At 70.2% G+C, this 24783-nt stretch carries 22 protein-coding genes; 8 read left to right on the top strand and 14 right to left on the bottom strand.

The genetic code is table 11. The annotated features are described in order from the left end of the window. Window positions 1-25 precede the first annotated feature (25 nt). The 7 genes from ACTWOL_RS20860 to ssd form a co-directional block, all read right to left on the bottom strand. Window positions 26-382: an Rv3654c family TadE-like protein gene (locus ACTWOL_RS20860; protein WP_474298283.1), complete on the bottom strand. Its 357-nt coding sequence runs from the start codon at window positions 380-382 to the stop codon at window positions 26-28. Beyond that, entirely contained in the window at window positions 379-747 is a 369-nt protein-coding gene (locus ACTWOL_RS20855) for a TadE family type IV pilus minor pilin (protein WP_474298282.1), read from the bottom strand. Before ACTWOL_RS20855 ends, ACTWOL_RS20860 begins: the two co-directional genes overlap by 4 nt. A 118-nt stretch (window positions 748-865) precedes the next feature. Further along, a complete protein-coding gene (locus ACTWOL_RS20850; RefSeq protein ID WP_474298281.1) occupies window positions 866-1108 on the bottom strand; it encodes a DUF4244 domain-containing protein in 243 nt (80 codons plus the stop codon). A 155-nt stretch (window positions 1109-1263) separates the two neighbouring features. After that, window positions 1264-1995, bottom strand: coding sequence for a type II secretion system F family protein (locus ACTWOL_RS20845; protein WP_474301212.1), 732 nt, complete (start codon window positions 1993-1995; stop codon window positions 1264-1266). Window positions 1996-2048: 53 nt separating this feature from the next. Next, window positions 2049-2900, bottom strand: a complete 852-nt coding sequence (locus ACTWOL_RS20840) for a type II secretion system F family protein (RefSeq protein WP_474298280.1) — start codon at window positions 2898-2900, stop codon at window positions 2049-2051. After that, window positions 2894-4039 carry a TadA family conjugal transfer-associated ATPase gene (locus ACTWOL_RS20835; protein WP_474298279.1) on the bottom strand — a complete coding sequence of 382 codons (1146 nt, stop codon included), beginning with the start codon at window positions 4037-4039 and terminating at the stop codon, window positions 2894-2896. The genes ACTWOL_RS20840 and ACTWOL_RS20835 overlap by 7 nt, the downstream gene beginning before the upstream one ends. Further along, window positions 4036-5103, bottom strand: coding sequence for a septum site-determining protein Ssd (ssd, locus tag ACTWOL_RS20830; protein WP_474298278.1), 1068 nt, complete (start codon window positions 5101-5103; stop codon window positions 4036-4038). Before ssd ends, ACTWOL_RS20835 begins: the two co-directional genes overlap by 4 nt. 653 nt (window positions 5104-5756) lie before the next feature. On the opposite strand from ssd, the gene ACTWOL_RS20825 reads away from it, so the two are divergent. Then, window positions 5757-6572 (top strand): HAD family hydrolase, encoded by an 816-nt coding sequence (locus ACTWOL_RS20825; RefSeq protein ID WP_474301211.1) that lies wholly within the window; start codon window positions 5757-5759, stop codon window positions 6570-6572. A 411-nt stretch (window positions 6573-6983) separates the two neighbouring features. On the opposite strand, the gene ACTWOL_RS20820 is transcribed toward ACTWOL_RS20825, so the two are convergent. Continuing rightward, entirely contained in the window at window positions 6984-7808 is an 825-nt protein-coding gene (locus ACTWOL_RS20820) for a Fic family protein (RefSeq protein ID WP_474298277.1), read from the bottom strand. A 102-nt stretch (window positions 7809-7910) separates the two neighbouring features. Here ACTWOL_RS20820 and ACTWOL_RS20815 point away from each other — a divergent pair, with 102 nt between their 5' ends. From ACTWOL_RS20815 to ACTWOL_RS20790, 6 genes are all read left to right on the top strand, one after another. Then, window positions 7911-8906: an ATP-binding protein gene (locus ACTWOL_RS20815; RefSeq protein ID WP_474298276.1), complete on the top strand. Its 996-nt coding sequence runs from the start codon at window positions 7911-7913 to the stop codon at window positions 8904-8906. A gap of 564 nt (window positions 8907-9470) precedes the next feature. After that, complete coding sequence (locus ACTWOL_RS20810) at window positions 9471-11927, top strand: SulP family inorganic anion transporter (protein ID WP_474298275.1); 2457 nt, start codon at window positions 9471-9473, stop codon at window positions 11925-11927. A 321-nt stretch (window positions 11928-12248) separates the two neighbouring features. After that, the gene (acs, locus tag ACTWOL_RS20805; RefSeq protein WP_474298274.1) at window positions 12249-14204 is read left to right on the top strand and encodes an acetate--CoA ligase; all 1956 of its coding nucleotides are present in this window, start codon (window positions 12249-12251) and stop codon (window positions 14202-14204) included. Window positions 14205-14495: 291 nt separating this feature from the next. Beyond that, window positions 14496-15902: a Na+/H+ antiporter NhaA gene (nhaA, locus tag ACTWOL_RS20800; protein ID WP_474298273.1), complete on the top strand. Its 1407-nt coding sequence runs from the start codon at window positions 14496-14498 to the stop codon at window positions 15900-15902. 84 nt (window positions 15903-15986) lie between these two features. Beyond that, window positions 15987-16502, top strand: a complete 516-nt coding sequence (locus tag ACTWOL_RS20795; RefSeq protein WP_474298272.1) for a phage holin family protein — start codon at window positions 15987-15989, stop codon at window positions 16500-16502. Then, the gene (locus ACTWOL_RS20790; protein ID WP_474298271.1) at window positions 16499-17461 is read left to right on the top strand and encodes an alpha/beta fold hydrolase; all 963 of its coding nucleotides are present in this window, start codon (window positions 16499-16501) and stop codon (window positions 17459-17461) included. Before ACTWOL_RS20795 ends, ACTWOL_RS20790 begins: the two co-directional genes overlap by 4 nt. A 339-nt stretch (window positions 17462-17800) precedes the next feature. On the opposite strand, the gene ACTWOL_RS20785 is transcribed toward ACTWOL_RS20790, so the two are convergent. The 3 genes from ACTWOL_RS20785 to nth form a co-directional block, all read right to left on the bottom strand. After that, window positions 17801-19000: a MarP family serine protease gene (locus tag ACTWOL_RS20785; protein WP_474298270.1), complete on the bottom strand. Its 1200-nt coding sequence runs from the start codon at window positions 18998-19000 to the stop codon at window positions 17801-17803. A 133-nt stretch (window positions 19001-19133) separates the two neighbouring features. Further along, the gene (locus ACTWOL_RS20780) at window positions 19134-19826 is read right to left on the bottom strand and encodes an NUDIX hydrolase (RefSeq protein ID WP_474298269.1); all 693 of its coding nucleotides are present in this window, start codon (window positions 19824-19826) and stop codon (window positions 19134-19136) included. An 84-nt stretch (window positions 19827-19910) separates the two neighbouring features. After that, window positions 19911-20657, bottom strand: a complete 747-nt coding sequence (gene nth / locus ACTWOL_RS20775) for an endonuclease III (RefSeq protein ID WP_474298268.1) — start codon at window positions 20655-20657, stop codon at window positions 19911-19913. Between the two features lie 523 nt (window positions 20658-21180). On the opposite strand from nth, the gene ACTWOL_RS20770 reads away from it, so the two are divergent. Next, the gene (locus tag ACTWOL_RS20770; protein ID WP_017947815.1) at window positions 21181-21855 is read left to right on the top strand and encodes a Crp/Fnr family transcriptional regulator; all 675 of its coding nucleotides are present in this window, start codon (window positions 21181-21183) and stop codon (window positions 21853-21855) included. A gap of 76 nt (window positions 21856-21931) precedes the next feature. Here the strand turns inward: ACTWOL_RS20770 and ACTWOL_RS20765 are convergent, their stop codons facing one another. The 3 genes from ACTWOL_RS20765 to ACTWOL_RS20755 form a co-directional block, all read right to left on the bottom strand. Then, window positions 21932-22816 carry a prohibitin family protein gene (locus tag ACTWOL_RS20765; protein ID WP_474298267.1) on the bottom strand — a complete coding sequence of 295 codons (885 nt, stop codon included), beginning with the start codon at window positions 22814-22816 and terminating at the stop codon, window positions 21932-21934. A 167-nt stretch (window positions 22817-22983) separates the two neighbouring features. Then, window positions 22984-23820 carry an MBL fold metallo-hydrolase gene (locus tag ACTWOL_RS20760; protein ID WP_474298266.1) on the bottom strand — a complete coding sequence of 279 codons (837 nt, stop codon included), beginning with the start codon at window positions 23818-23820 and terminating at the stop codon, window positions 22984-22986. Further along, window positions 23817-24710, bottom strand: a complete 894-nt coding sequence (locus tag ACTWOL_RS20755; protein ID WP_474298265.1) for an NUDIX hydrolase — start codon at window positions 24708-24710, stop codon at window positions 23817-23819. Before ACTWOL_RS20755 ends, ACTWOL_RS20760 begins: the two co-directional genes overlap by 4 nt. Between the last annotated feature and the right edge of the window lie 73 nt (window positions 24711-24783).

The raw sequence follows: 24783 nt of genomic DNA, 5'->3' as shown, positions 1-24783 counted from the left end.
TGGCGGGCTCGCAGTTTCGCGGGCCTCACCGGTCCCCGTGCGTCGGGCTCTGTGGCGGCCCCGCACGGGACCTCACCTCCGGGGTGTAGGGACCGAGCGAGGCGCCGGCGGTCACATCGGCGATCTCACCCGCCAGCGTGCACCGGAGCAGAGCGGCGCCCTGGGTTTCCGCCACCCGTGCCGCGGCGTCGCATGCCGCCCCTGTGCCATCAAGAGCTCGGTCCGCCGCGGCGAGCGCCGCCAGGTCGGCCGCAGCGCCGGCCCGGTGACGAGCGACAACGGCCTGCCCCAGAGCCAGCACCACGGCGAAGACCGCGCATATGGCGCACGCCGCCATCGCGACCCACACGGTCGCCGAACCCCGGTCGTGCCCAGGTCTCATGACGCCTCCTCGCCAGCACTGTCCTCGTCGCCCACGCTGTCCTCGTCGCCCACGCTGTCCTCCGCGAGCGCGGTGGCCTCCGCGGCGAGAGTGAGCGCCAGTGCTCCCGGGCCCGGCGTCGGAGCCTCCACCCGCACCCTCCAGAGGTCGCCTTCGCGCCCGAGAGAGACCCGGGCGGCGGACGGGGCAGCCGACCGGGCAGCGGACAGCGCGGCCTCCCGCGGCTCCGATCGCGCAGCCGCCCGCGCTCCCGCTCTGGCCGCGTCCACGCACTGGATCTGGGCCGACGCCGCCACCAGCCCCCAGACGAGCGCCATCGCGAACACCACCAGTGCCGGAACGGCGACGGCCGCCTCCGCGGTCACGGAACCCCGGTCTCCCGGGAACCGCCACGGCTGGCCGGTCCTCCCGGTGCGAGAGGCCACCGCCCCGGCGGCGCGGCGGGGCCGGGTCCCGGTCCCGGCCGCGAGACCCGCACCGGCGTCAGAACTGGGCATCGAGTGCCTTCCCGATCACCGATTCGAGCGCCGAGGAGACGGACCCACTCGTCACCACTTTGTAGAGCACCGCTGCGAAGGCACACGCCGCGATCGTTCCCATCGCGTACTCCGACGTGGTCATCCCGGCATCGGCGCGCATCCATCGCCTGCCGAGCCGGGCCCGTGCCGTGGCGCCCGCCTTGGTTACGCCTTTCGCCCAGTCCTTCATCCTTGCCATGAGCTTCATGCCGATCTCTCCTTGGTTCATCGCAGTTCACTGCGCGGTTGTCACTTGACCTTCGAAGCGCCCGCCGCCCGGCCGGGGCGCCTGTGGTTCGGTTCGCCCAAGCGGTCGGGCACAGCCGTGCGGCCGTGAGGTCCCTGCCTGGGCCGCTGTTCGTCTCAGCGGGTGCTCAAGAGCCCGCTCGCCAGGCCGATCACCACGGGGGCCACCCCGATCGCCAGAAACGCGGGCAGGAAGCAGAGCCCCACCGGCGCTGTGATCAGGACCTGGGCACGCTGAGCCCGTGCCGCAGCGGACCTGGCCCGCTCCGCCCTGAGGCCTGCGGCCAGCCGTGCGACGGGCTCCGCCGCCGGCGCACCTGATGTACCGGCCCGCTCCAGGCAGCGGGCCAGTCCGAACGCACCCGGTATCTCGCCGAACCGTCCCCACGCCCGCGCCGGTTCACAGCCGAGCCGCAGCTCTGCGGCCACCGTCGCCAGCCGCTCACCGACCGGCCCGCCGAGGGACTGCCCCACGGCTTCCGCCGCTTCACGCGGTCCTGCCCCGGCCGAGACACAGGCAGCCAGCAGATCGGCGGCAAGAGGAAGTTGCTCCGGCGAACGGTCCTGGACCCCAGTCCTGTCCCGTATCCGCCTCTGCTGCCACCTCCGGAGGCCGTAAGCTCCGGCGGCGCCCAGCAGACAGCCGGTCACACCGCCGGCCAGGGCCAGGCAGATGACCGCCGCTGCAGCCGGCAGGGCCCAGGGACGCAGCCACGCTCCACAGCGGAGCGTCCGCCTCCGTCGCCGCTTTCGCCCCGGTGGCACGAGCCTGTCGATATGCCGGCGCCGTCCACGCTCACACCACCATCCGACCGCCAGACAGCCCAGCCAGACCACGCCCGCCGCCATCAGCGCGCGTGTCCCAAGCGGCTGCGTCCGCAAGCCGTGGACGAACTCACCGCTCATGGCCCCGCCCCCGCCCGCACGATGCGTACCGCCCAGCACAGCCCGGCGGCTTCCAGCAGCCCACCCACCACCAGGCAGCCCAAGCCGGCCGGAGTGTGCAGCAGCACTCGCAGGGGCCGGGCTCCCAGGGCCGAACCCAAGGCCAGTCCCACCACCGGAAGCAGCGCCAGCACGACGACCGTCGACCAAGCTCCGGCCAACTGAGCGCGCAGTGCATCCCGTTGATCCCTGTCGCCGCGAAGTGCGGCCTCCAGCCGGTCAAGGCCGGAGGCAAGCCCCGCTCCTCCGTCCACCGCCACCAGCCAGCAAGCGGCAAGCCCGGCAAGCCCTCCCGCGCCCGGTTCGTGTGAGGCCCGTCGGAGCTCCGCGGGCACATCGCCGCCGAATCGCGCAGCAGCCAGCACGGCGGCTTCGGCCACTCCGAAAGCGCCCGCGTCCCGGCCGACGGCCAGCAGCGCCTGGCCGGGCTGAGCCCCGGCCCTCAACTCACCGGCGATCCCGCCACAGAGCGCGATCACCGCATCGGCCCTGCGTGCCTCGGTCCGTCTGCGCTCGGCGGCACGCAACTGCCGTCGCACCACAGGGACCGCGAGGACGCCGGCAACCAACGGCAGAGGGGATTCGCCCAGCACCGACAGCAGCAGCGCCGCGGGAAGGCACCACCACTCCCGCCGGAACGACCGCGCCGCACGCCACAAGGACTCCGCACCCCATCCGGGGGCCGGTGGGACGGACCCGCTGCCCGAGAGCACCAGCCCCGCTCGCCGCCCTGGCCGGCTACCGCCGACCGTCACCCACACCGCCACCCCCGCACATGCCGCGGCGCACATCGCCGCGGCCGTCACCACGCCGCCCCCGTCAACGCCCGCAGCCGCTCCCAGCCCCGCTCCTGTGTGAATCCCGTCGCACCCCAGCGCAGCGCCGGAGTCGTGACCACCAACCCCGCCGGATCCCGTTCCAGCACATGCACTTCGGCGACCCGGCGGCGCCCGTCCCTGTCCCTGACGAGATGGACCACCACCGACAAGGCGGCGGCCAGCTGGCTGTGCAGCGCCGCCCGGCCGAGCCCCGCCGCAGTGCCCAGGGCCTCCAGCCGGGCCGGAACGTCGGCGGCCGTGTTGGCGTGCACCGTGCCGCACCCGCTGTGCCCCGTGTTCAACGCGGCGAGCAGATCCATGACTTCGGCGCCGCGGACCTCGCCCACCACCAGCCAGTCCGGTCTCATCCGAAGGGCCTGACGCACGAGATCCCGCAGCGTGACCTGACCCGCCCCCTCCTGGTTCGCAGGGCGTGACTCCAGCCTGACCACATGCGGGTGGTCGGGCCGCAACTCGGCCGAGTCCTCGGCCAGCACGATCCGCTCAGGCTCGCCCACGAGCCCCAACAGCGTCGAGAGGAGCGTCGTCTTGCCCGTGCCGGTGCCTCCGCTGATCAGATAGGAGACCCTCGCCTCGATCAGAGCTTCGAGGAGCCGGTCGCCGCCCGGTGGGACCGTCCCCGCAGCGACGAGCTCACTCAGCGAGAAGGCGCGGGGCCGCACGACACGCAGGGACAGACAGGCCGAACCGACTGCCACCGGCGGCAGCACCGCATGCATCCGGGTGCCGTCGGGGAGCCTGGCATCCACCCACGGGCGTGCGTCGTCCAACCGCCGCCCTGCGACCGCCGCGAGCCGCTGCGCAAGCCTGCGCACCGCCGCCGCGTCTGTGAACGTGATGCCGGTGAGCTGGAGTCCACCGCCGCGGTCCACCCAGACCCGGTCCGGGGCGGACACCAGAACGTCCGTCACCGCCGGATCGGCGAGCAGCGGCTCCAGCGGTCCGGTCCCCACCAGTTCGCACCGCAACTCCTCTGCCGCGCCCAGCACTTCCGCATCACCGAGCAGCCGGCCCTGCGCCCGCAGCGCAGCCGCCACCCGAGCCGGTGTCGGCTCCGCGCCGCTCTCGGCCAGCCGCTGCCGCACCGCTTCGAGCAGTGTCGTGGTCATCGGACACCGTCCCCCTCGAGCGCTCGCTCCCAGAACGCCGAGCAGAACCGGGCCAACGGCCCCCGAGCCCCGGCAGCGGGCGGTACACCCCCGTCCAGGTCGGCGCTCAGACCGGTGTCCAGCGGCACTTCGCCCACCAATGGCAGGGCGAGCGCTTCGGCCACCCATTGCTCGTCCAGCCCTGCCGCGTACGGCCCGCGCGCGACGACCCGCAGATCGGAAAGCACCATGCCGACGGCAGAGGCGACCCGCCTTGCCGCTGCCACCGCCCGCAGTTCGCCCGGCACCACCAGCAGACCGACGTCCAGCTGTGCCAGGGCTTCCGCAGCGCCTTCGTCCACCCGCCGCGGTAGATCCACGACCACGACTCCGCCGCGTCTGCGAGCCGCCGCCAGCACCGAGCGCATCGCTTCCGGAGGCACCGTGACCGAATCGCCCCTGTCCCAGCTGAGCACGCGCAGCCCGTGGAGCGAGGGCAGGGACTCCTCCAACGCACCGCCCGCCACACGCCCCTTCGACGCCGCGAACTCGGGCCAGCGCCTGCCTTCGGACTGCTCTGCGCCGAGAAGAACGTCAAGCCCGCCGCCGAGCGGGTCGCCGTCCACGAGCATCGTCCGCCGGCCCGCCCTGGCCGCGGTGACAGCGAGAGCCCCCGCGAGCGTGGACGCTCCGGCGCCGCCCCTGCCCCCGATCACTCCGACCGTGAGCGCGGGTCTGCCGACCCCCTCGGCCACATCGGCGATGCGGTCGACGAGCCAGCCCTCGGCGTCGGGAAGTCGCAGGACGCAGTCGGCGCCGATCTCCACGGCGTGCCGCCACACCCGGGGATCGTCCTGGTCCCGGCCCACGAGCAGCACACCGCGTCTGCGGGCCGCGCCTCTGCAGCGGGCAGCCGCGTCGTCTCCGACGAGCACCAGCGGTGCGTTGTCCCAGCCTCCCGGCCCCTCGGGTACCGCATGGTGGACCTGCGGCTCGGCGCCCGCCGCGGCGCACAGCCGTAGAAGATCGTCGAGGAGCTGCGGATCCTCGGTGACGATCAGGGGCCCGTCGCGATGCTCACCCACGGCGGTGAATGCACGGGGCGGATCCGACGCTCCCGACGCGCGGGGCGGCCCGGACGCGGTAGGCACCGTGGAGGTCGCGGATGTGCCGGGCCTGGATGTGAGAGATCCCACCATCATTTCTGCCCCTCTCACCGCGCTGCCGCGGTGGATCTCACGGGGCCGGCGCACCGGCCCGGATCAGTGATTCCTTCGGCCCGCGAACTTCGGGGCCGGAATCACCGTGCAGCGCGCCGGAAAATGATGTGGATCTTGCTGAAAAACTGTGGACAACTCCCCGCCTGTGAATATCGCGCTCGCCCATACCGGTGACTTCCGGTATGACTTCCTGAGCGCAGCCCGACAGCTACGGAGCGTGACCGATCGAGGGTTCGGTCAAACGACGCCGAGGGGGCCTGCACAGGCTGGGAAGAGTGCCGAACAATCGGGCGACGAGGACGAAAATGCGTCCGGACATGCGACGACCCCCGCCGGGGGGGAGAGCGGGGGTCGTCCCCACGGCCGACTCGGGGGGGGAGGAGTCGGACCGGGTTAGCACGGTCGCGAACGATCCGTGACTTCCATGGTGTACCCGAGAGCCTTCTCAGGCAAACCCACGCGCCCCAGCTTACGCCGAATGGTGGGCGCCTATGCTCGGCGTCGTGGAAAACCGATCCTTGCCACGCACAGCAGCCTTCTTTGACCTGGACAAGACGGTCATTGCGAAGTCGTCGACGCTGACCTTCAGCAAGTCCTTCTACCAAGGAGGGCTGATCAACCGGCGTGCCGTACTGCGCACTGCCTACACGCAGTTCGTCTTCCTGGCCGGCGGCGCGGACCACGACCAGATGGAGCGGATGCGCCAGTATCTGTCGGCGCTCTGCAAAGGCTGGAACGTCAGCCAGGTGAAAGAGCTCGTCGCCGAGACCCTCCACGATCTGATCGACCCGATCATTTACGACGAGGCCGCGTCCCTCATCGAGGAGCACCACTCGGCCGGGCGGGACGTCGTGATCGTCTCCACCTCCGGAGCCGAGGTGGTCGAGCCGATCGGTGAGCTCCTCGGCGCCGACCGCGTGGTCGCGACCCGGATGGTCGTCGGCGACGACGGTTGCTACACGGGCGAGATCGACTACTACGCCTACGGACCCACCAAGGCCGAAGCGGTCAAGGAACTCGCCGAGTCCGAGGGGTACGACCTGTCGCGCTGCTACGCGTACAGCGACTCCGTCACCGACATCCCCATGCTGCAGTCCGTCGGCCACCCCCATGTCGTCAATCCCGATCGGGCGCTGCGCCGCGAAGCGGTGGCACGCGGCTGGCCGGTGCTCGTCTTCAACCGCCCTGTGCGGTTGAAGCAGCGGCTCCCCGCCTTCTCGATGCCACCTCGGCCCGCCCTGCTCGCCGTCGCCGCAATCGGCGCCGCGGCGGCCACTGCCGGTCTTGTCTGGTACGCGAGCCGGCGACGCAACGGCTCCATTACCCGTATTTGAACCTAAAAGTAAAGAAGTGCAGCGAGGGGTTCCGCTTGCCGGGCCGCTGGAGTACAAAGGACTCAACGGCCCGCGAGACCTGGGACATCCGAGAGGATCACCTTCTACGCAACAAAGGCCCCACGGACCGAGCATGGACGTACAGCACCCACGCGACGTCGACCCGTCGATTACGGGCCAGCCGCACCAGGTGACGGACAGAGTTTCCGACCTGATGGGCAACATATCGAGGACGCTTGGTAACTGGGCGGACATGCCAGCGGCGGTACCAATTCCGGTACCGCCGCATCCCTTTGAGGTGGGGAAGAAGGCTCTGAGCGCAGGCGCGAAAGCCTTACGCATGCCGATGTGCTTGACGCAGCCGGATCGGGCCACGCGTAGCAGTTGGCGAATCGGGATCCGGCGCCGGCGTCAGGCCGCGCCGCGCTGCAGCGCCTCGCAGACCGCCGTCGACTCACGCACGCCTAGTTCGACGGCCCGGCCGCAGTGCGCGATCCAGGTCGCCATTCCTTCCGAAGTCCCTGACAGGTAGCCGTCAAAGGCTGCCAGATAGGCCTCGCGGCCGAGTTCCGCGTGGCCGACCTCCGCAGGGCAGATCGACTTGGGGTCGAGGCCGCTGCCGACGAGGGCGATCCGTTCGGCGGTCCGCGCGACCAGCCCGTTGAACGACGAGAAGGGCCGCAGGGCGAGGAGTTCGCCGTGCACGACCGAGGCCATCACCAGCGCCGGGGCCGAACTCCCCGCGATGATCAGACCGGAGAGGCCCTCGAGCCGCCCCGCCACTTCGTCGGCGTCCGGGAGCGGCGCGGTGATCAGCGGCTCGTCGACCTTCTCGCCCGCAAGCCTCGGGCGACCCACCGAGTCGTCCGGCGCGGCGCCGCCCGCGGCGACCAGATGCAGCCGCGCCAGCACCCGCAGCGGCGACTGCCGCCAGATCGACAGCAGCTGACCGGCCTCGGCGGTCAGCCTGAGAGCGGCCCCTACGGTGCGCGCGTCGCCCTCGATACCGAAGTCGGTCCGCCTGCGCACCTCTTCCAGCGCCCAGTCGGCATCCGAGAGCGCCGCAGAGGCACGGGCCCCGCGCAGGGCCGCCTCGGATGCGACCTCGTTGCTGCGCCGTCGCATGACCCGATGACCGTAGACGCGGTCGACGGCCTTGCGCACGGAATCGACAGCGTCCGAGACCCCGGGCAGGGAGCCGAGTGCGGCCAAGGGGTCAGAGGCGTTCGTACTCATAAGTAGGGAGGCTACGCGCACCAGCCGCTCCCCCCACGTTGGAGTGGTCTTCTTCACGGAGTCCGACCACCGAACGCAGTCGGGCCGCTACCTTAGGTGAACATGAAGATCGCTTTCGTCGGGAAGGGCGGCAGTGGCAAGACCACGCTGTCCTCGCTTTTCATCCGCCACCTCGCCGACCAGCAGGCCCACGTCATCGCCGTGGATGCCGATATCAATCAGCACCTGGGCGCTGCGCTCGGTCTCGACGAGGACGAGTCCGCGGCGCTGCCCGCCATGGGCGCACACCTTCCGATGATCAAGGATTACCTGCGGGGCACGAACCCGCGGATCTCATCGGCCGAGACGATGATCAAGACGACGCCGCCCGGGGAGGGATCGCGTCTGCTCCGCGTGCGCGAGGACAATCCGGTCTACGCGGCCTGTGCACGGACGGTCCGGCTCGACGGCGGTGACGTCCGGCTGATGGCGACGGGTCCGTTCACCGAATCCGATCTCGGGGTGGCCTGCTACCACTCCAAGGTCGGGGCGGTGGAGCTGTGCCTCAACCATCTCGTCGACGGGCCGGACGAGTACGTGGTCGTCGACATGACCGCCGGCTCGGACTCCTTCGCCTCCGGACTGTTCACCCGCTTCGACATGACGTTCCTCGTGGCCGAGCCGACCCGCAAGGGCGTCTCGGTCTACCGGCAGTACAAGGAGTACGCGCGGGACTTCGGGGTCGCGCTCAAAGTGATCGGCAACAAGGTGCAGGCCCCCGACGACGTCGACTTCCTGAGGGAACAGGTGGGTGAGGACCTGCTGGTCACGGTCGGACATTCGGAATGGGTGCGAGCCATGGAGAAGGGCCGCCCACCCCTCTTCAACCGGCTGGAGGACCAGAGCCGCGAGGCGTTGCGCATGCTCCAGGACGCGGCCGACGCGTCGTACGGGCGCCGGGACTGGGGGCGCTACACCCGCCAGATGGTCCACTTCCATCTGCGGAACGCCGAGAGCTGGGGCAACGCGAAGACCGGGGCCGATCTCGCGGCACAGGTGGACCCTTCGTTCGTTCTCGGAGATCGGGCGGCACAGCTCGGCTCTCCGCAACCGGCGTAGCCGGCGCGTCCGCGGCGGGCACGTGCCGGCTCCTTTCACCAAACGGGCCGAGCACAGACCCGCCGCGAGCCGGCCGAACGACCGCCCGGCCGTCTGTCGAAGGGCCGCGGACGATCGGCCTCCGCGTTCCCGGCACCGCCGGCTCTGACGGCGCCGACCGTCCGGCGAGTGGGCACAGGGGCGAGCGAGCGGAGGAGCGGGCGACACCGGCTGCGGCCGGGGCCCGGGCACACCGCACCTCACCCCTCCCTGGCACGCACACATGGCACTCCAGCATGAGCACGAGTCACTGCGACATGCGCACAGGCCCCTTCGGCATGAGCACGCCGCCAGTGAATCCATCCGGCGATTCACTCCATCAGGCGAACCAATGCCCCATTTGCCCCGAACATCCTGCCACACTCTTTACTCTGCATTACGATCAATTTACTCAGAGTTGAGATTGCGCCTGATCTCGGGCGGGGTCGATGCTCCGGGTCCGAGCATCCCGCCACTGCACGCCGTGCCCCACGGCCGCGAGCCCCCACACACCGCGACCGCGCCGCCCCGGAGGAGACGGGACCCATGTCTGCACCTTTTCCCTCACGCACTCACGACAAAGATCACGACGAGACCGTCGACCACGGCACGAGCCCCTCGGGGACCGGACACCGTTCGTGCGACCCCACAGGCCTCCAGCGCCCGCACAGCCCACCAGGCCGGGGCAAAGGAGACCGACGGTCCCGCGGCCGTGATCGCGGACCCGGCGACGGCTTCCGTATCGCGGGCGCGGACGTCTCCGCCTCGATCAGCGTCTTCCTGATCGCCCTGCCGCTCTCCCTCGGTATCGCGCTGGCCACGGGAGCGCCTCTCCAGGCGGGCCTCGTGGCGGCTGCGGTCGGCGGTCTCGTAGCGGGGCTGTTCGGCGGGGCACCGCTCCAGGTCAGCGGCCCGGCAGCCGGGCTCACCGTGATCACGGCCGACCTCATCCAGCGCTATGGATGGCGCACCACATGCGCCATCACCGTCCTCGCCGGGCTCACCCAACTCGCACTGTCCGCCCTGCGCGTGGCCAGATCCGCACTGGCCGTCAGTCCGGCGATCGTGCACGGCATGCTGGCCGGCATCGGCGTCACCATCGCCCTGGCCCAGCTCCACATCGTGCTCGGCGGCACCCCGCAGAGCTCCGCTGTCGACAACGTCCTCGGTCTGCCCGGCCAGTTGGCTGTCCTCCAGCCCGCCGCGCTCTCGGTCAGCATCCTGACCATTACGGTGCTGCTCACCTGGCCACGCGTCCCGGGAGCCACGGGCCGAGCCGTACGCAAGGTGCCCGCAGCGCTCGCCGCGGTCCTCGCCGCAACGGCAGTGGCCTTCTTCGCCGGGCTCGATCTGCCACGGGTCGACCTGCCCTCCTGGAGCAGCCACGCCCTGCCCGGGCTCCCCGAAGGCCCGGTGCTCGGGCTCATGGCCGCCGTCCTGACGATCACTCTCGTCGGCAGCGTCGAGTCGCTCCTCTCCGCGGTCGCCATCGACAGACTGACCGCGGCCCGCAAACACCCCGACATCCGCATCCCACGCGCCGACCTCGACCGGGAACTGCGCGGACAGGGCGCGGCGAACGTGGTGTCCGGAGCGCTCGGCGGCCTCCCCATCACCGGTGTCGCCGTGCGCAGCACCGCCAATGTCTCGGCGGGCGCCGTCAGTCGCCACTCGGCCATGCTGCACGGGCTGTGGATCGCGATCGCGACACTGCTGCTGGTGCCCGCCCTCGATCTGATCCCGCTGGCGGCTCTCGCGGCGCTCGTCATGGTCGTCGGCATCCAGATGGTCAACAGCACCCATATGCGCAACGTGAAGCGCAACCGCGAATTGCTGGTGTACGTGGCCACGATGGCCGGTGTCGTGTTCACCGGCGTACTGGAGGGCGTGGCCCTCGGTATCGCCGTGGCGGTGGCCATGGCGCTGTACCGGCTGACGCGGACCGGGATCACCGTGGAAGAAGGGGACGGGATCCACCGGGTGCGGGTGCGCGGCCAGCTGACGTTCCTGGCCGTACCGAGGCTGAGCCGCATGCTGGCCTCGGTGCCGCACGAAGCCGAGACCGTCGTGGAGCTGGACGGTTCGTTTATGGACCACGCGGCCTACGAGGCCCTGCACGACTGGCAGACGGCCCATGAGGCACATGGCGGCACCGTCGAGTTCACGGGCCGCAGCGGGGGCAGGATCGCCGAGCCCGCGTCCGAGCAGCACGCCTGCTGCCGACCCTGGACACCCTGGCGGAACCACCACTGCGGGGAGCATCCGGAATCCGATCCGCCCGAGCAGCGGATGGCAGGACAGCGGCAACTGGCCAGCGGTCTGAGCTCTTTCCAGCGCAACACGGCGCCCCTGGTGCGCGACGAGCTTGCCCGGCTTGCCCGTGAGGGCCAGCGCCCTTCGCAGCTCTTTCTGACCTGTGCCGACTCCAGGCTGGTCACCAGCATGATCACGGCCAGTGGCCCGGGCGACCTGTTCACCGTGCGCAATGTGGGCAACCTCGTGCCCAGGGCCGGGGATGAGGGCGGGGACGACTCGGTCGCGGCGGCGATCGAGTACGCGGTGGATGTACTGGAGGTGGACTCGATCACGGTCTGCGGGCACTCCGGCTGCGGGGCGATGCAGGCCCTGCTGAACGGCCCGCCGGACGACGAGGGACCCGAGACGCCACTGCGGCGCTGGCTGCGGCACGGGCAGCCCAGCCTGGACCGGATGAACTCGCCGCACCACTCCTGGGCCAGGATCTCCGGGAGGCTCCCGGTCGACGCGGTGGAGCAACTGTGTCTCACCAATGTGGTCCAGCAGTTGAAGCATCTGCGGGCGCACGAGTCCGTGGCCCGCAGGCTGGCCGACGGCACCATCCAACTGCACGGGATGTACTTCCACGTGGGCGAGGCGCAGGCCTATCTGCTGGGGGGCACCCAGGAGCGCGGAGACGACATCGTGGAGGAGGTGTTCGACCGAGTCACCTCCGAACCGTCCCTCGTGGAGCGCGCGCACGCATGAGCAGCACACGCCCCCAACCGGGCCGGTGCCGTGCTCACCTGCACGGTCGCTCCCGGTAAGTCGGATACACGACATCAGGCGACACGCGCTGGGTGGCCGGGGGCGCTGAACCCCTGCGGCCTGCCGTCCGTGTCAAGGTGTGGCCTCTCCGTTCCTCCGCCCGGAGCGGAGAGGGCCTCCCGTCCACAAGCACAGACGGGACCAGGTCAGACTCATAGGTCTACACCAACCTGCGGATGACCCTTGTCACCCGGGCATCCGGCTGATGAGCTATGGCCTGGGACACATAGGACATAGGACGCCCTGGGAAAGGGAGATGTCGTGAGCAACGAGAGCCTGGCCAATCTGCTCAAGGAGGAGCGGCGGTTCGCACCGCCGGCTCGGTTGGCAGCAGATGCGAATGTGACGGCCGAGGCGTATGAGCAAGCCGCGGCGGATCGGCTTGGCTTCTGGGCTGAGCAGGCACGACGGCTGAGTTGGATGCGTGAGCCGTCGCAAGTGCTGGACTGGTCGAAGCCGCCGTTTGCGAAGTGGTTCGCGGACGGCACGCTGAATGTGGCGTACAACTGCGTGGACCGGCATGTCGAAGCGGGTCTGGGCGACCGCGTGGCGATCCATTTCGAGGGCGAGCCCGGCGACAGCCGTGCGATCACCTACGCGCAGCTGAAGGACCTGGTCTCGCAGGCGGCGAACGCGCTGACGGAGCTTGGGGTGGGAGCGGGGGACCGGGTCGCGGTCTATATGCCGATGATCCCCGAAGCCGTGGTGGCGATGCTGGCCTGCGCCCGGATCGGGGCCGCGCACTCGGTGGTCTTCGGCGGCTTCTCGGCCGACGCGGTCGCCTCACGGATCCAGGACGCGGACGCCAAGATCGTCATCACCGCCGACGGCGGCTTCCGTCGCGGCAAGCCCAGCGCGCTCAAGCCCGCCATCGACCAGGCCCTGGCCTCCTGCCCGCAGGTCGAACATGTGCTGGTGGTACGCCGCACCGGGCAGGACACCGCCATGACCCAGGACCGGGATCTGTGGTGGCACGACGTCGTCGACCGCCAGCCCACCGGCCACACCCCTCAGCCGTTCGACGCCGAGCACCCGCTGTTCATCCTCTACACGTCCGGCACCACCGGAAAGCCCAAGGGCATCCTGCACACCAGCGGCGGCTACCTCACTCAGACGGCCTACACCCACCACGCCGTCTTCGACCTCAAGCCGGACAGCGACGTGTACTGGTGCACCGCCGACATCGGCTGGGTGACCGGACACTCGTACATCGTCTACGGTCCGCTCGCCAACGGCGCCACCCAGGTCATCTACGAGGGCACCCCCGACACCCCCCACCAGGGCCGCTTCTGGGAGATCATCCAGAAGTACAAGGTCACCCTCCTCTACACCGCCCCCACCGCCATCCGGACCTTCATGAAGTGGGGCGACGACATCCCGGCCAAGTTCGACCTGTCCAGCCTGCGCATCCTCGGCTCGGTCGGCGAACCCATCAACCCCGAAGCCTGGATCTGGTACCGCGAGCACATCGGCGCCGGTACCACCCCCGTGGTCGACACCTGGTGGCAGACCGAGACCGGCGCGATGATGGTCTCCCCGCTCCCCGGCGTCACCCACGCCAAGCCCGGCAGCGCCCAGCGCCCCCTGCCCGGCATCGGCGCGACCGTCGTGGACGACAACGGCCGCGAAGTCCCCGACGGCCATGGCGGCTACCTCGTCCTCACCGAGCCCTGGCCCTCCATGCTCCGCACCATCTGGGGCGACGACCAGCGCTTCATCGACACCTACTGGTCCCGCTTCGAAGGCATGTACTTCGCCGGCGACGGCGCCAAGAAGGACGACGACGGCGACATCTGGCTCCTCGGCCGTGTCGACGACGTCATGCTCGTCTCCGGCCACAACATCTCCACCACCGAAGTCGAGTCCGCCCTCGTCTCCCACCCCAAGGTCGCCGAAGCCGCCGTCGTCGGCGCCACCGACGAGACCACCGGCCAGTCCATCGTCGCCTTCGTCATCCTCCGCGGCACCGCCCAGGAGGACGACACACTCACCGCGGACCTGCGCAACCACGTCGCCGCGACCCTGGGCCCCATCGCCAAGCCCAAGCGCATCCTGCCCGTCGCCGAACTGCCGAAGACCCGCAGCGGCAAGATCATGCGCCGTCTCCTGCGCGACGTCGCCGAGAACCGCCAGCTCGGTGATGTCACCACCCTCACCGACTCCACCGTCATGGACCTCATCCAGAGCAAACTCCCGACGGCGGCGTCCGAGGACTGACGCGGACCGGCACACATAAAGGGCTGACGCAGGCAGGGGCTGCCGAGGCCACAGTGGCGGGACCACCCGGTCCGCCTGGCACACCCCGTGGGGCACCCGGAGCAACAGGCCGGGTGCCCCATGTGCACCTAAGGTGGAAGATCGCCGGATTCACCCATGTGCACCCTGACAAATTCTTAGGTAAAGTAATGACCGCATCAAGAACGCGACAGGAAAACTCAGGTGTGCCGGGAAGTCTGGTCGGCATGTGCTCTGTGCTGCCTACCCGACCGGAGGTTTCCACTCGTGGCCGTGCCCACCCCCACGCCCACCCCACCGTCGGCGCCGCGTAAGTTCCTCGCCCAGCTCTCCCTCCCCGAGCGGAATTTCGTGGCGGAAGCGCTGCGCGCCGAGACCGTCGGCGGCATCCTTCTCCTGGTCGCCGCGGTCGCCGCCCTCATCTGGGCGAACACACTGGGCGCCAGCTACGAGACGGTGAGCGACTTCCACATCGGCCCCGCCTCCCTCGGTCTCGACCTCTCCGTGGAGCACTGGGCGGCCGACGGGCTGCTCGCCATCTTCTTCTTCGTCGCCGGCATCGAGCTCAAGCGAGAGCTGGTCGCGGGCGAACTGCGCGACCCCAAGGCGGCCGCGCTCCCCGTCGTCGCCGCGGTCAGCGGCATGGCCGTACCCGCGCTCATCTACGCCCTGGTGAACGTGGCGGGCGGCGGCTCCATGGCCGGCTGGGCGGTGCCCACCGCCACCGACATCGCCTTCGCCCTCGCCGTCCTGGCGGTCATCGGCACCTCACTGCCGTCCGCCGTCCGTGCCTTCCTGCTCACCCTCGCCGTCGTCGACGACCTCTTCGCGATCCTGATCATCGCGATCTTCTTCACCGAGGACCTGAACTTCGCGGCGCTGGGCGGGGCGGTCGTCGGGCTCGGTGTGTTCTGGGTGCTGCTGCGCCAGGGCATTCGCGGCTGGTACGTGTACGTACCCCTGGCCCTGGTGATCTGGGGCCTGATGTACAGCAGCGGCGTCCACGCCACGATCGCCGGTGTGGCCATGGGCCTCATGCTGCGCTGCACCAGGCGCGACGGCGAGGTCCACTCCCCCGGTGAGCACATCGAGCATCTCGTGCGTCCGATCTCGGCGGGACTCGCCGTACCCCTCTTCGCCCTGTTCTCCGCCGGCGTGAGTATCTCGGGCGGCGCACTCCGCGATGTCTTCACCCGGCCGGAGACCCTTGGTGTGCTCCTCGGGCTCGTGGTCGGCAAAGCCGTCGGCATCTTCGGCGGCACCTGGCTCGCCGCTCGCTTCACCAGGGCCGAGCTCAACGACGACCTGGCCTGGCCCGATGTCTTCGCCGTGGCCTCGCTGGCCGGCATCGGCTTCACCGTCTCCCTCCTCATCGGCGAGCTTGCCTTCGCCACCGACCCCACGCTGATGGACGAGATCAAGGCGGCGGTCCTGGTCGGCTCGCTGATCGCCGCGGTCTCCGCCTGTGTACTGCTGAAGCTGCGGGTACGGAAATACCAAGCGCTGTGCGAGGAGGAAGAGCGCGACGAGGACCTCGACGGCATCCCGGACATCTACGAACAGGACAACCCGGAGTACCACCTGCGGATGGCCGCGATCTACGAGGAGAAGGCCGCGGAGCACCGCCGCAGGGCACAAGTCGCGGGGGCGTCGCGCAGTGACGGCGACAGTCCGGCATGATCTGACAACGAATCCGACAGCAACGAATCCGCAGCAGAGCAGTCCGAAACCGAAGCAGAGACGATGACGATGAGGGAGTCAGCGATGAGCGACCCGGGCAGCGGCGCGCCGAAGACCGCCGGCGCCGTCGAACCCACAGGCGACACGGTCGGACCGGTCCGGCTGATCGGCCCCGACCGGACCATCGGTCAGCTGATCGCCACGGCGACCGCCGAGATGTCGGCTCTGGTGCACGACGAGATCGCCCTGGCCAAGGCCGAGATCCGGCAGGACGTCAAGCGCGGTGTGACCGGCGGTGCGGCGCTCTCCGTCGCCGGCGTGCTCGCGCTGTTCTCGCTGCCGGTGCTCAGCTTCGCCGCGGCCTACGGAATCCACAATCTTGGCCTCGGTCTCGCGTGGTCGTTCCTGATCGTGGGCGCGGCGTTCCTGGTGCTCGCGGGCCTGCTTGCGCTGCTCGCCGTGGCCAAGTTCAAGAAGGTCAAGCCGCCGGAGAGGTCGATCGCCTCGGCGAAGCAGACGGCTGCCGTCCTGGGCAACGTCAAGCCGCACCCCCGTCAGGGCCAGGACTCGTCCGCCGCTGTGGCACGCTCGTCTGCATGACGCTCCCCGATACGAGCCCCGGCGGCAACGGAAACGGCCATGGCGCGAGCCAGGGCGGCCCCGTCCGCATCGATGGTCCCTGGACCCATCGAGACGTGGCGGCCAATGGTGCGCGCTTCCACATCGCCGAGATGGGCGATGGACCGCTGGTGCTGCTCCTGCACGGCTTCCCGCAGTTCTGGTGGACGTGGCGGCATCAGCTGACGGCGCTCGCCGACGCCGGTTTCCGGGCCGTGGCCATGGATCTGCGCGGCGTGGGCGGCAGCGACCGTACGCCGAGGGGCTACGACCCCGCGAACCTGGCGCTCGACATCACCGGCGTCGTGCGTTCGCTGGGCGAGCCGGACGCCGCCCTCGTCGGCCACGACCTGGGCGGCTATCTGGCCTGGACCGCGGCGGTGATGCGGCCCAAGCTGGTACGCAGGCTCGCGGTCTCGTCGATGCCCCACCCGCGCCGCTGGCGTACGTCGATGCTCGGCGACTTCGCGCAGAGCCGCGCCGGTTCGTACATCTGGGGCTTCCAGCGGCCGTGGCTGCCGGAGCGTCAACTCGTGGCGGACGACGCGGCCCTGGTGGGCCGTCTGATCCGGGAGTGGTCCGGACCGCGGACGCCGGAGGACGAGGCGATCGAGGTGTACCGGCGGGCGATGTGCATTCCCTCGACGGCGCACTGTTCGATCGAGCCCTACCGCTGGATGGTGCGGTCACTGGCGCGCCCTGACGGCATTCAGTTCAACCGCCGGATGAAGCGTCCGGTCAGGGTGCCGACGCTCCATCTGCACGGCTCCCTCGACCCGGCGATGCGTACCCGCAGCGCTGCGGGCTCGGGCCAGTACGTCGAAGCGCCGTACCGCTGGCGCCTCTTCGACGGTCTCGGGCACTTCCCCCATGAGGAGGATCCCGTGGCCTTCTCCAAGGAGCTCATCGGCTGGCTCAGGGACCCCGAGCCCGACCGCTGACCGGGCCGCCGATCGACCATGCCCGAACGGGCGTGCGACGAACCGGCATTGCCTCGCGCATAGGCCAATTGGCGGTCCCGAATGCGGTTACCGACCTTGGGGCACGGGCACACGTCGGGGTATGGGCTGGACGCACGACTACGGTGACACAGCACGCAACTCCCGATCGGCCTCCGTGCCGATCGACCACGAAAGGGGCGGTCCGCAGGCGCAGGGCCACGATCCCCGGCTGGGGATCCCCCGTATCCTCCGGCGCAGGGCGCGCTGGGTCTCAGCGCGGTTGCGCCATCCCCGCGGCTGACGGGGCGTCGGTGCCACGACGCCCCGGTGGAGTCACCGTCACAGTGCGCAGCCCTCGCTGTCGACCTGCTGATTGGCCCTGGCTCCGCGGGTGATGTCGTCGCGAATCTCATCGGCTGTCAGCGCATAGCCGGTGTCGGCGTCGTCGAGCGACCGGGCGAAGATCACTCCGTACACCTCGCCGTCCGGGGTGAGCAGCGGTCCGCCCGAGTTGCCCTGGCGTACGGTCGCGAACAGCGAGTAGACGTCACGGCGCACCTCGCCACGGCGGTAGATGTCGGGACCGTTCGCGTCGATACGGCCGCGGACACGGGCCGAGCGCACGTCGTACGCGCCGTTCTCGGGGAAGCCGGCGACGATCGCGCTGTCGCCCGTACGGGCGTCCGTTCCGGTGAACGGCAGCACCGGCGCCTTGAGGTCCGGGACGTCGAGTACGGCGATGTCGCGCTGCCAGTCGTAGAGGACGACCTTCGCGTCGTAGAGCCGGCCCTTGCCCCCTATCTGGACGGTCGGCTCGTCGACGCCGCCGACGACATGCGCATTGGTCATGACACGACGCTCGGCGAACACGAAGCCGGTGCCCTCCAGGACCTTGTTGCAGCTCTGGGCCGTACCGACGACCTTGACGATGGAACGCTGGGCGCGCGCGGCCACCGGGCTCTTGACGAGCGCCGGGTCGGGCGCGCGGACCTCGGTGATGGGTTCGTTGGCGAACGGGCTGAAGACCTGCGGGAAGCCGTTCTGTGCGAGTGCCGAGGAGAAGTCGGTGGTCCAGGTGGCCGCCTCGGTGGGCATCACCCGCGAGACGCCCAGCAGGACCTTCGAGCTGCGCACTTCCTTGCCGAGCGTCGGCAGTGAGGTGCCCGCGAGTGCCGAGCCGATGAGCCAGGCGACGAGGAGCATCGCGACGACGTTCACCAGTGCGCCGCCCGTGGCGTCCAGCGCTCGCGCGGGAGACCACGTGATGTAGCGGCGGAGCTTGTTGCCGAGGTGGGTGGTGAAGGCCTGGCCGACCGAGGCGAAGACGATCACGATCACGATGGCGACGATAGCGGCTGTCGTGGAGACGTCGGCCTCGTCGGTGAGCTGGCCCCAGACGACCGGAAGCAGATAGACGGCGATCAGTCCGCCGCCGAGGAAGCCGATCACCGACAGGATGCCGACGACGAAGCCCTGGCGGTACCCGACGATCGCAAACCACGCGGCGGCTACCAGCAGCAGGATGTCCAGCACGTTCACCGTCGTTTGCCTCGCAGATTCGTCGTCCGGCACTCCGTCCGGCCGGGGTCGGTCCCCCGGAGCCTGGGTCCCGGGGCGCTCGCGGCATGGCCGCGCGTGTCGTCGTCCCCGGAATGACACGTCAGCAACGGTCTCATGACCGCCAATCGAGTGGGACCTGCTTCCCGCGGTCCCATGGGAGCTCCCAGCCGGCGAAGTGCAGGATCCGGTCGATCACTCCCGCGGTAAAACCCCAGACCAGAGCAGATGCGACGAGAAACGCCGGACCGCGGTGGCCGCTGGGATGGACGACTGTCACGCGATTTGCCGGATTCGTGAGATCTGCCACGGGAACCGTGAAGACCCGGGCGGTCTCCGCGGGATCGACGGCGGCGACCGGGCTGCGGTCGCGCCACCAGCCGAGGACCGGGGTGACGACGAAGCCGCTCACGGGGATGTAGAGGCGGGGCAGCACCCCGAAGACCTGGACGCCGGAGGGGTCGAGACCGGTTTCCTCCTCGGCCTCGCGCAGTGCGGCGCGCAGCGGGCCGGAACCGGCGGGATCACCGTCCACGGGGTCGAGGGCGCCGCCGGGGAAGGAGGGCTGACCGGCATGCGAGCGCAGGCTGCCCGCGCGCTCCATCAGCAGCAGCTCGGGGCCCCCGGGACCCTCGCCGAAGAGGATCAGCACCGCGGACTGCCGACCGCCGCCGTCGGGCGGCAGAAACCGGCTGAGCTGCTCGGGCGCGACCGTCCTGGCGGTCTCGGCCACCGGAAGGAGCCAGTCGGGCAGGCCCTCGCTCGTCACGGCCTGCCCTCCGTCGTGCATCTCATCCGCGCGTGTCATGAGCACCCCCGTGGTGTGCAACGCCTACGGCGCCCGGGAACGTTCCTGACCCGGAGAGACGGGACGGAGACGATCGCGGCCCTGTCATGAAGCCCCCAGCGCAGGCGCCGGCCTGCCCGGGTAGTCCGGCGGCGGATTCAGCCGCTGGCCGGGGTAGCCGCCCATCTCGTACTTGAGCAGCTTCCTCGCCTTGTCCGGGTCTGTCTCGCCCTCGCCGTACGACGGACACAGATGAGTGATCGGACAGGCACCGCAGGCGGGCTTGCGGGCGTGGCAGATACGGCGGCCGTGGAAGATCACCCGGTGGGACAGCATCGTCCACTCGCTCTTGGGGAAGATCGCGGCGATCTCGGCCTCGATCTTGACCGGATCCTCCTGCTCGGTCCACTTCCAGCGACGGGCAAGCCGCATGAAATGGGTGTCGACGGTGATCCCCGGGACACCGAAGGCATTGCCCAGCACCACGAACGCCGTCTTGCGGCCCACTCCCGGCAGCGTGACCAGGTCCTTCAGCCGGCCAGGCACCTCCCCGCCGAAATCGTCGCGCAGTGCCGTGGAGAGGCCGATCAGGGACTTCGCCTTGGCACGGAAGAAGCCGGTGGGCCGGATGATCTCCTCCAGCTCCTCGGGAACGGCCGCGGCCATGTCCTCAGGCGTGGGATACCGGTCGAAGAGCGCCGGGGTCGTCTGGTTGACGCGCAGGTCGGTCGTCTGGGCGGACAGCACCGTCGCCACGAGCAGCTCGAAGGGGTTCCGGAAGTCCAGCTCGGGGTGGGCGTACGGAAACACATCGGCCAGCTCGCGGTTGATCCGGCGGGCGCGCCGCACCATCGCGAGCCGTGACTCCGGCTTGGCCGCGACCTTCGGCGGGGAGCCCGGCTTCTTCGACGCCCCGGAGCCGGAGGCGCCGGAGGTCCCGGCGGACGCGGAGGCTGCGGAGGTCGCGGGCGTCGCGGAGGCCCCCGGCGTCGCGGATCCAGACGTTCCGGATCTGGACGATGGCCTCGCCGCGGATCCCGACGAAGAGCGGGAAGACTTCCCCTTTGCCCCTTTTGTCGCTTTTGCCGACACGGGTGAACCGTGTTCGCCCACAGCGGAATTCTGCTCCCCTGGCACCCTTACGGCCCCCTTGGCCTGCACTCTCACCGGCGAATTGGACACCCGGCCAGCCTAAGGGCCCTCACTGACATCCGCCCCGGGCCCGGCCGAACGCCACCCGAATCGGCCCCTGAAGCACAACGGGACACGCCGGTGCGTCAGACTTGTCTTGGGCCCTTGTGATCGATCGCACCGTTTTACCGTGCGGCATCATGGGGACCACCGTCCCCTGAGCAGGTCGACAAGGAGAGAACTCGTGGACGACGTTCTGCGGCGCGCCCCGCTCTTCGCGGCGCTCGATGACGAGCAGGCCGCGGAGCTCCGCGCCTCGATGAGTGAAGTGACACTCGCCCGCGGCGACGCGCTCTTCCACGAGGGCGACCCCGGAGACCGCCTCTACGTGGTCACCGAGGGCAAGGTCAAACTGCACCGCACCTCGCCCGACGGCCGGGAGAACATGCTGGCGGTGCTCGGTCCCGGCGAGCTGATCGGCGAGCTCTCGCTGTTCGACCCGGGCCCGCGTACGGCCACGGCGACCGCGCTGACCGAGGTCAAGCTGCTCGGGCTGGGCCACGGCGACCTCCAGCCCTGGCTCAACGCCCGCCCCGAGGTCGCCACGGCCCTGCTGCGTGCCGTCGCCCGCCGCCTCCGCAAGACCAACGACCAGATGTCCGACCTGGTCTTCTCCGATGTCCCGGGCCGCGTCGCCCGTGCCCTCCTCGACCTGTCGCGCCGCTTCGGCGTGCAGTCGGAGGAAGGCATCCATGTCGTCCACGACCTGACGCAGGAAGAGCTGGCGCAGCTCGTGGGCGCCTCCCGCGAGACCGTCAACAAGGCCCTCGCCGACTTCGCCCAGCGTGGCTGGCTGCGCCTCGAGGCGCGTGCGGTGATCCTGCTGGACGTGGAGCGCCTGGCGAAGCGCTCGCGCTAGTCCGAACCCGGGCCGCAGCGGCGGCCGGGGGCGCCCGCATGGACGCCCCGGCCGCCGCCCGGACAGGATCTGCGGCTCAGCGCTTCGTACCGTCGACGATCAGCGGGTTTCCGCTTCCACCGCCGCACGGGACCGCATAGACGGGGTTCTTCGCCGACGCCTCACGGTAGGCGTCGATGCACTGGTTCATGAGCACCTTGTCCGACAGCGACTCGTTGAGGATCTTGTTCGCCCTGGCGATGCCCTCCGCCTCGATACGGCGCCGCTCGGCCTCTGCCTTGGCCGTAAGCGTCGCCTCGGTCGCCCGCTCCGTGGCCTGCTGCTGCTGGATCTTGCGGTCGATCTGGTCCTGGAGACGGTCCGACGGCTTCACATTGCGAAGGTTCACGGTGGTCACGTCGATACCGCGCGGCGCCAGCCGCTCCTTGACCAGGTCACCGATCTCGGTGTTGATCTTCTCCCGGGCCGAGGCGTAGCCCTGCTCGCTGGTGTAGCGGGCGAACACATTGCGGATGATCTCCCGGCTGTCCGGATACACCAGTCGCTGCTGGATGGCGTCCTCGCTGCCGGCCAGCCGGTAGAGCTCCACGGCCTTGCCCGGGGTCACCGCCCACTTCACGGTTACCTCCACGTACATCACGCCGCCCTGGCTCGAACGCACCTCGACCACCTCCTTGTCGGAGAGGTTCAGGTCGACCGGGCGGGTGGAGAAGGTGGTGACGTTGGTGAAGGGCGACCTCAGATGCATGCCCGACATCAGGGGTGTGCCGACCTTGCCGAAGGTCACGGGCACACCGACCTCGTAGGCGCTGACGACGTACACGCAGCTGGTGATTCCCGCGAACAGACCGGCGATCAGCGCACCGGCAGCGCCGATCTTGAGACCACGACGGTCCCCGCGGCGGGAGACGGCGTACATCACCGCTGCGGCGACGACGAGAAGGATGGACAGGACGAACACCGGGATCCCCCCAAGGATGAAATGCCGAAGCAAGCCCCGGACGTAGCGAGTACGGGGCAAGCGGAGCGTAGGGCACGGGGCCGACGCTGCCCATGGCAGGGGGCATTGGCTGCCTCGGTCCGGTCAGGGGACCCTGGACAGGACCGCTCCCGGCCCTGGACCAGGGGTCAGCCCTGGATCAGGCCGTGCTCCTGCAGATACTCCAGCTGGGCACGGACCGAGAGTTCCGCGGCGGGCCACAGCGACCTGTCCACGTCCGCGTACACATGCGCCACCACCTCGGTCGCCGTGCGGTAGCCGTCCTCGACGGCCGTCTCGACCTGGGCCAGGCGATGCGCGCGATGGGCGAGATAGAACTCCACGGCGCCCTGCGCGTCCTCCAGGACCGGACCGTGCCCCGGGAGCACCGTGTGCACCCCGTCGTCGACGGTCAACGAGCGCAGACGGCGCAGCGAGTCGAGATAGTCGCCGAGGCGGCCGTCCGGGTGTGCGACGACCGTCGTACCGCGGCCCAGGATCGTGTCGCCGGTCAGGACCGCACGATCGGCGGGCAGATGGAAGCAGAGTGAGTCGGCGGTATGGCCGGGCGTGGAGACGACTCTCAGTTCCAGGCCCCCGGTACGGATCGCCTGACCTGCGGAAAGTCCCTCGTCACCAAGGCGCAGGGCCGGATCGAGGGCGCGCACCTTCGTGCCGGTCAGCTCGGCGAACCGGCCCGCTCCCTCCGCGTGATCCGGATGCCCGTGCGTGAGCAGCGTCAGCGCGACGCGCTTGCCGGCCTTCTCGGCGGTCGCGATGACGTTGCGGAGGTGTGCGTCGTCGAGCGGACCGGGGTCGATGACGACCGCGAGTTCGGAGTCCGGCTCCGCGACGATCCAGGTGTTGGTGCCGTCGAGCGTCATCGCCGACGGATTGGGAGCCAGCACGTTGACCGCCCGTGCGGTCGCCGGGCCGGACACGACTGCGCCGCGCGGCTGGCCCGGGAGGGCTGCGGCGTCGCTCATCGGGAGCCTCCGGCGGATCCGGTCGGTCCCGTCGGTCCGGTCGGAATGTGCTTGGTGAACTCATCATGGCCGGGCCAGCTCAGCACCAGTTCGCCCTGCTCCAGGCGCGCCTTGGCGAGAACGGGTGCGAGGTCCTGGTCCCCCGCCGCCGTGACGGCGTCCGCGGCGGCGGCGTACCGCGAGAGCGCCCGCAGCGTGGAGATCGTCGGCGGCATCATGAGCAGCTCGCCCTTGTCGTACCCGGCAGCGGCCTCCGCCGGCCTGATCCACACCGAGCGGTCGGCCTCCGTCGAGGCGTTCCGGGTGCGCTGGCCCTGCGGCAGGGCGGCGGCGAAGAACCAGGTGTCGAAGCGGCGCGGTTCGAACTCCGGTGTGATCCAGCGAGCCCACGCGCCCAGCAGATCGGAGCGCAGCACGAGGCCCCTGCGGGCCAGGAACTCGGCGAAGCCCAGCTCGCGGTCGACCAGCGCCGCGCGGTCCGCCTCCCAGTCGTCGCCGGTCGTGTCTCCGACGACCGAGTCCGCGGTCTCGCCGGCGAGCAGGACGCCGGCCTCCTCGTAGGTCTCCCGTACCGCCGCACAGACGATGGACTGCGCCGTCGCCTCGTCCTCGACACCGAGCCGGGCTGCCCATGCGCCCAGGGACGGCCCGGCCCAGCGGACCGGCCGGGCGTCGCGCTCGTCCACTCCTCCGCCGGGGTAGACATAGGCGCCTCCGGCGAAGGCCATGGAGGCGCGGCGGCGCAGCATGTGGACGTGCACGCCGTCGGGGGTGTCCTTGAGCAGCATGACGGTCGCCGCGCGCTTGGGGAGCACGGCGGTGAGTTCGCCTGCGGCGAGCGCCCTGATCCGCTCCGGCCATTCCGGTGGGTACCACTGACCATTGGACATGGGCGGATGTTATGCGTTCACGCCTGGATGTTCGAGGGGTGGCCGATCCGCGCGAGGCGCCGGCGGGAGCCGT

It is taken from the genome of Micromonospora sp. IBHARD003 (assembly GCF_056106285.1).
This window is presented reverse-complemented; position numbering and strand designations above follow the sequence as displayed.

Bases quoted from the DNA above. Each gene is read 5' to 3' on its own strand.
- ACTWOL_RS20755 (WP_474298265.1), bottom strand. From the start codon at position 24,710: ATGTCCAATGGTCAGTGGTACCCACCGGAATGGCCGGAGCGGATCAGG.
- ACTWOL_RS20780 (WP_474298269.1), bottom strand. From the start codon at position 19,826: ATGACACGCGCGGATGAGATGCACGACGGAGGGCAGGCCGTGACGAGC.
- ACTWOL_RS20845 (WP_474301212.1), bottom strand. From the start codon at position 1,995: ATGGCGGCGGGCGTGGTCTGGCTGGGCTGTCTGGCGGTCGGATGGTGG.
- ACTWOL_RS20815 (WP_474298276.1), top strand. From the start codon at position 7,911: ATGAAGATCGCTTTCGTCGGGAAGGGCGGCAGTGGCAAGACCACGCTG.
- ACTWOL_RS20760 (WP_474298266.1), bottom strand. From the start codon at position 23,820: ATGAGCGACGCCGCAGCCCTCCCGGGCCAGCCGCGCGGCGCAGTCGTG.
- ACTWOL_RS20835 (WP_474298279.1), bottom strand. From the start codon at position 4,039: ATGACCACGACACTGCTCGAAGCGGTGCGGCAGCGGCTGGCCGAGAGC.
- ACTWOL_RS20850 (WP_474298281.1), bottom strand. From the start codon at position 1,108: ATGAAGCTCATGGCAAGGATGAAGGACTGGGCGAAAGGCGTAACCAAG.
- ACTWOL_RS20810 (WP_474298275.1), top strand. From the start codon at position 9,471: ATGTCTGCACCTTTTCCCTCACGCACTCACGACAAAGATCACGACGAG.
- ACTWOL_RS20790 (WP_474298271.1), top strand. From the start codon at position 16,499: ATGACGCTCCCCGATACGAGCCCCGGCGGCAACGGAAACGGCCATGGC.
- ACTWOL_RS20860 (WP_474298283.1), bottom strand. From the start codon at position 382: ATGAGACCTGGGCACGACCGGGGTTCGGCGACCGTGTGGGTCGCGATG.
- ACTWOL_RS20795 (WP_474298272.1), top strand. From the start codon at position 15,987: ATGAGCGACCCGGGCAGCGGCGCGCCGAAGACCGCCGGCGCCGTCGAA.
- nth (WP_474298268.1), bottom strand. From the start codon at position 20,657: ATGGTGCGGCGCGCCCGCCGGATCAACCGCGAGCTGGCCGATGTGTTT.
- ACTWOL_RS20820 (WP_474298277.1), bottom strand. From the start codon at position 7,808: ATGAGTACGAACGCCTCTGACCCCTTGGCCGCACTCGGCTCCCTGCCC.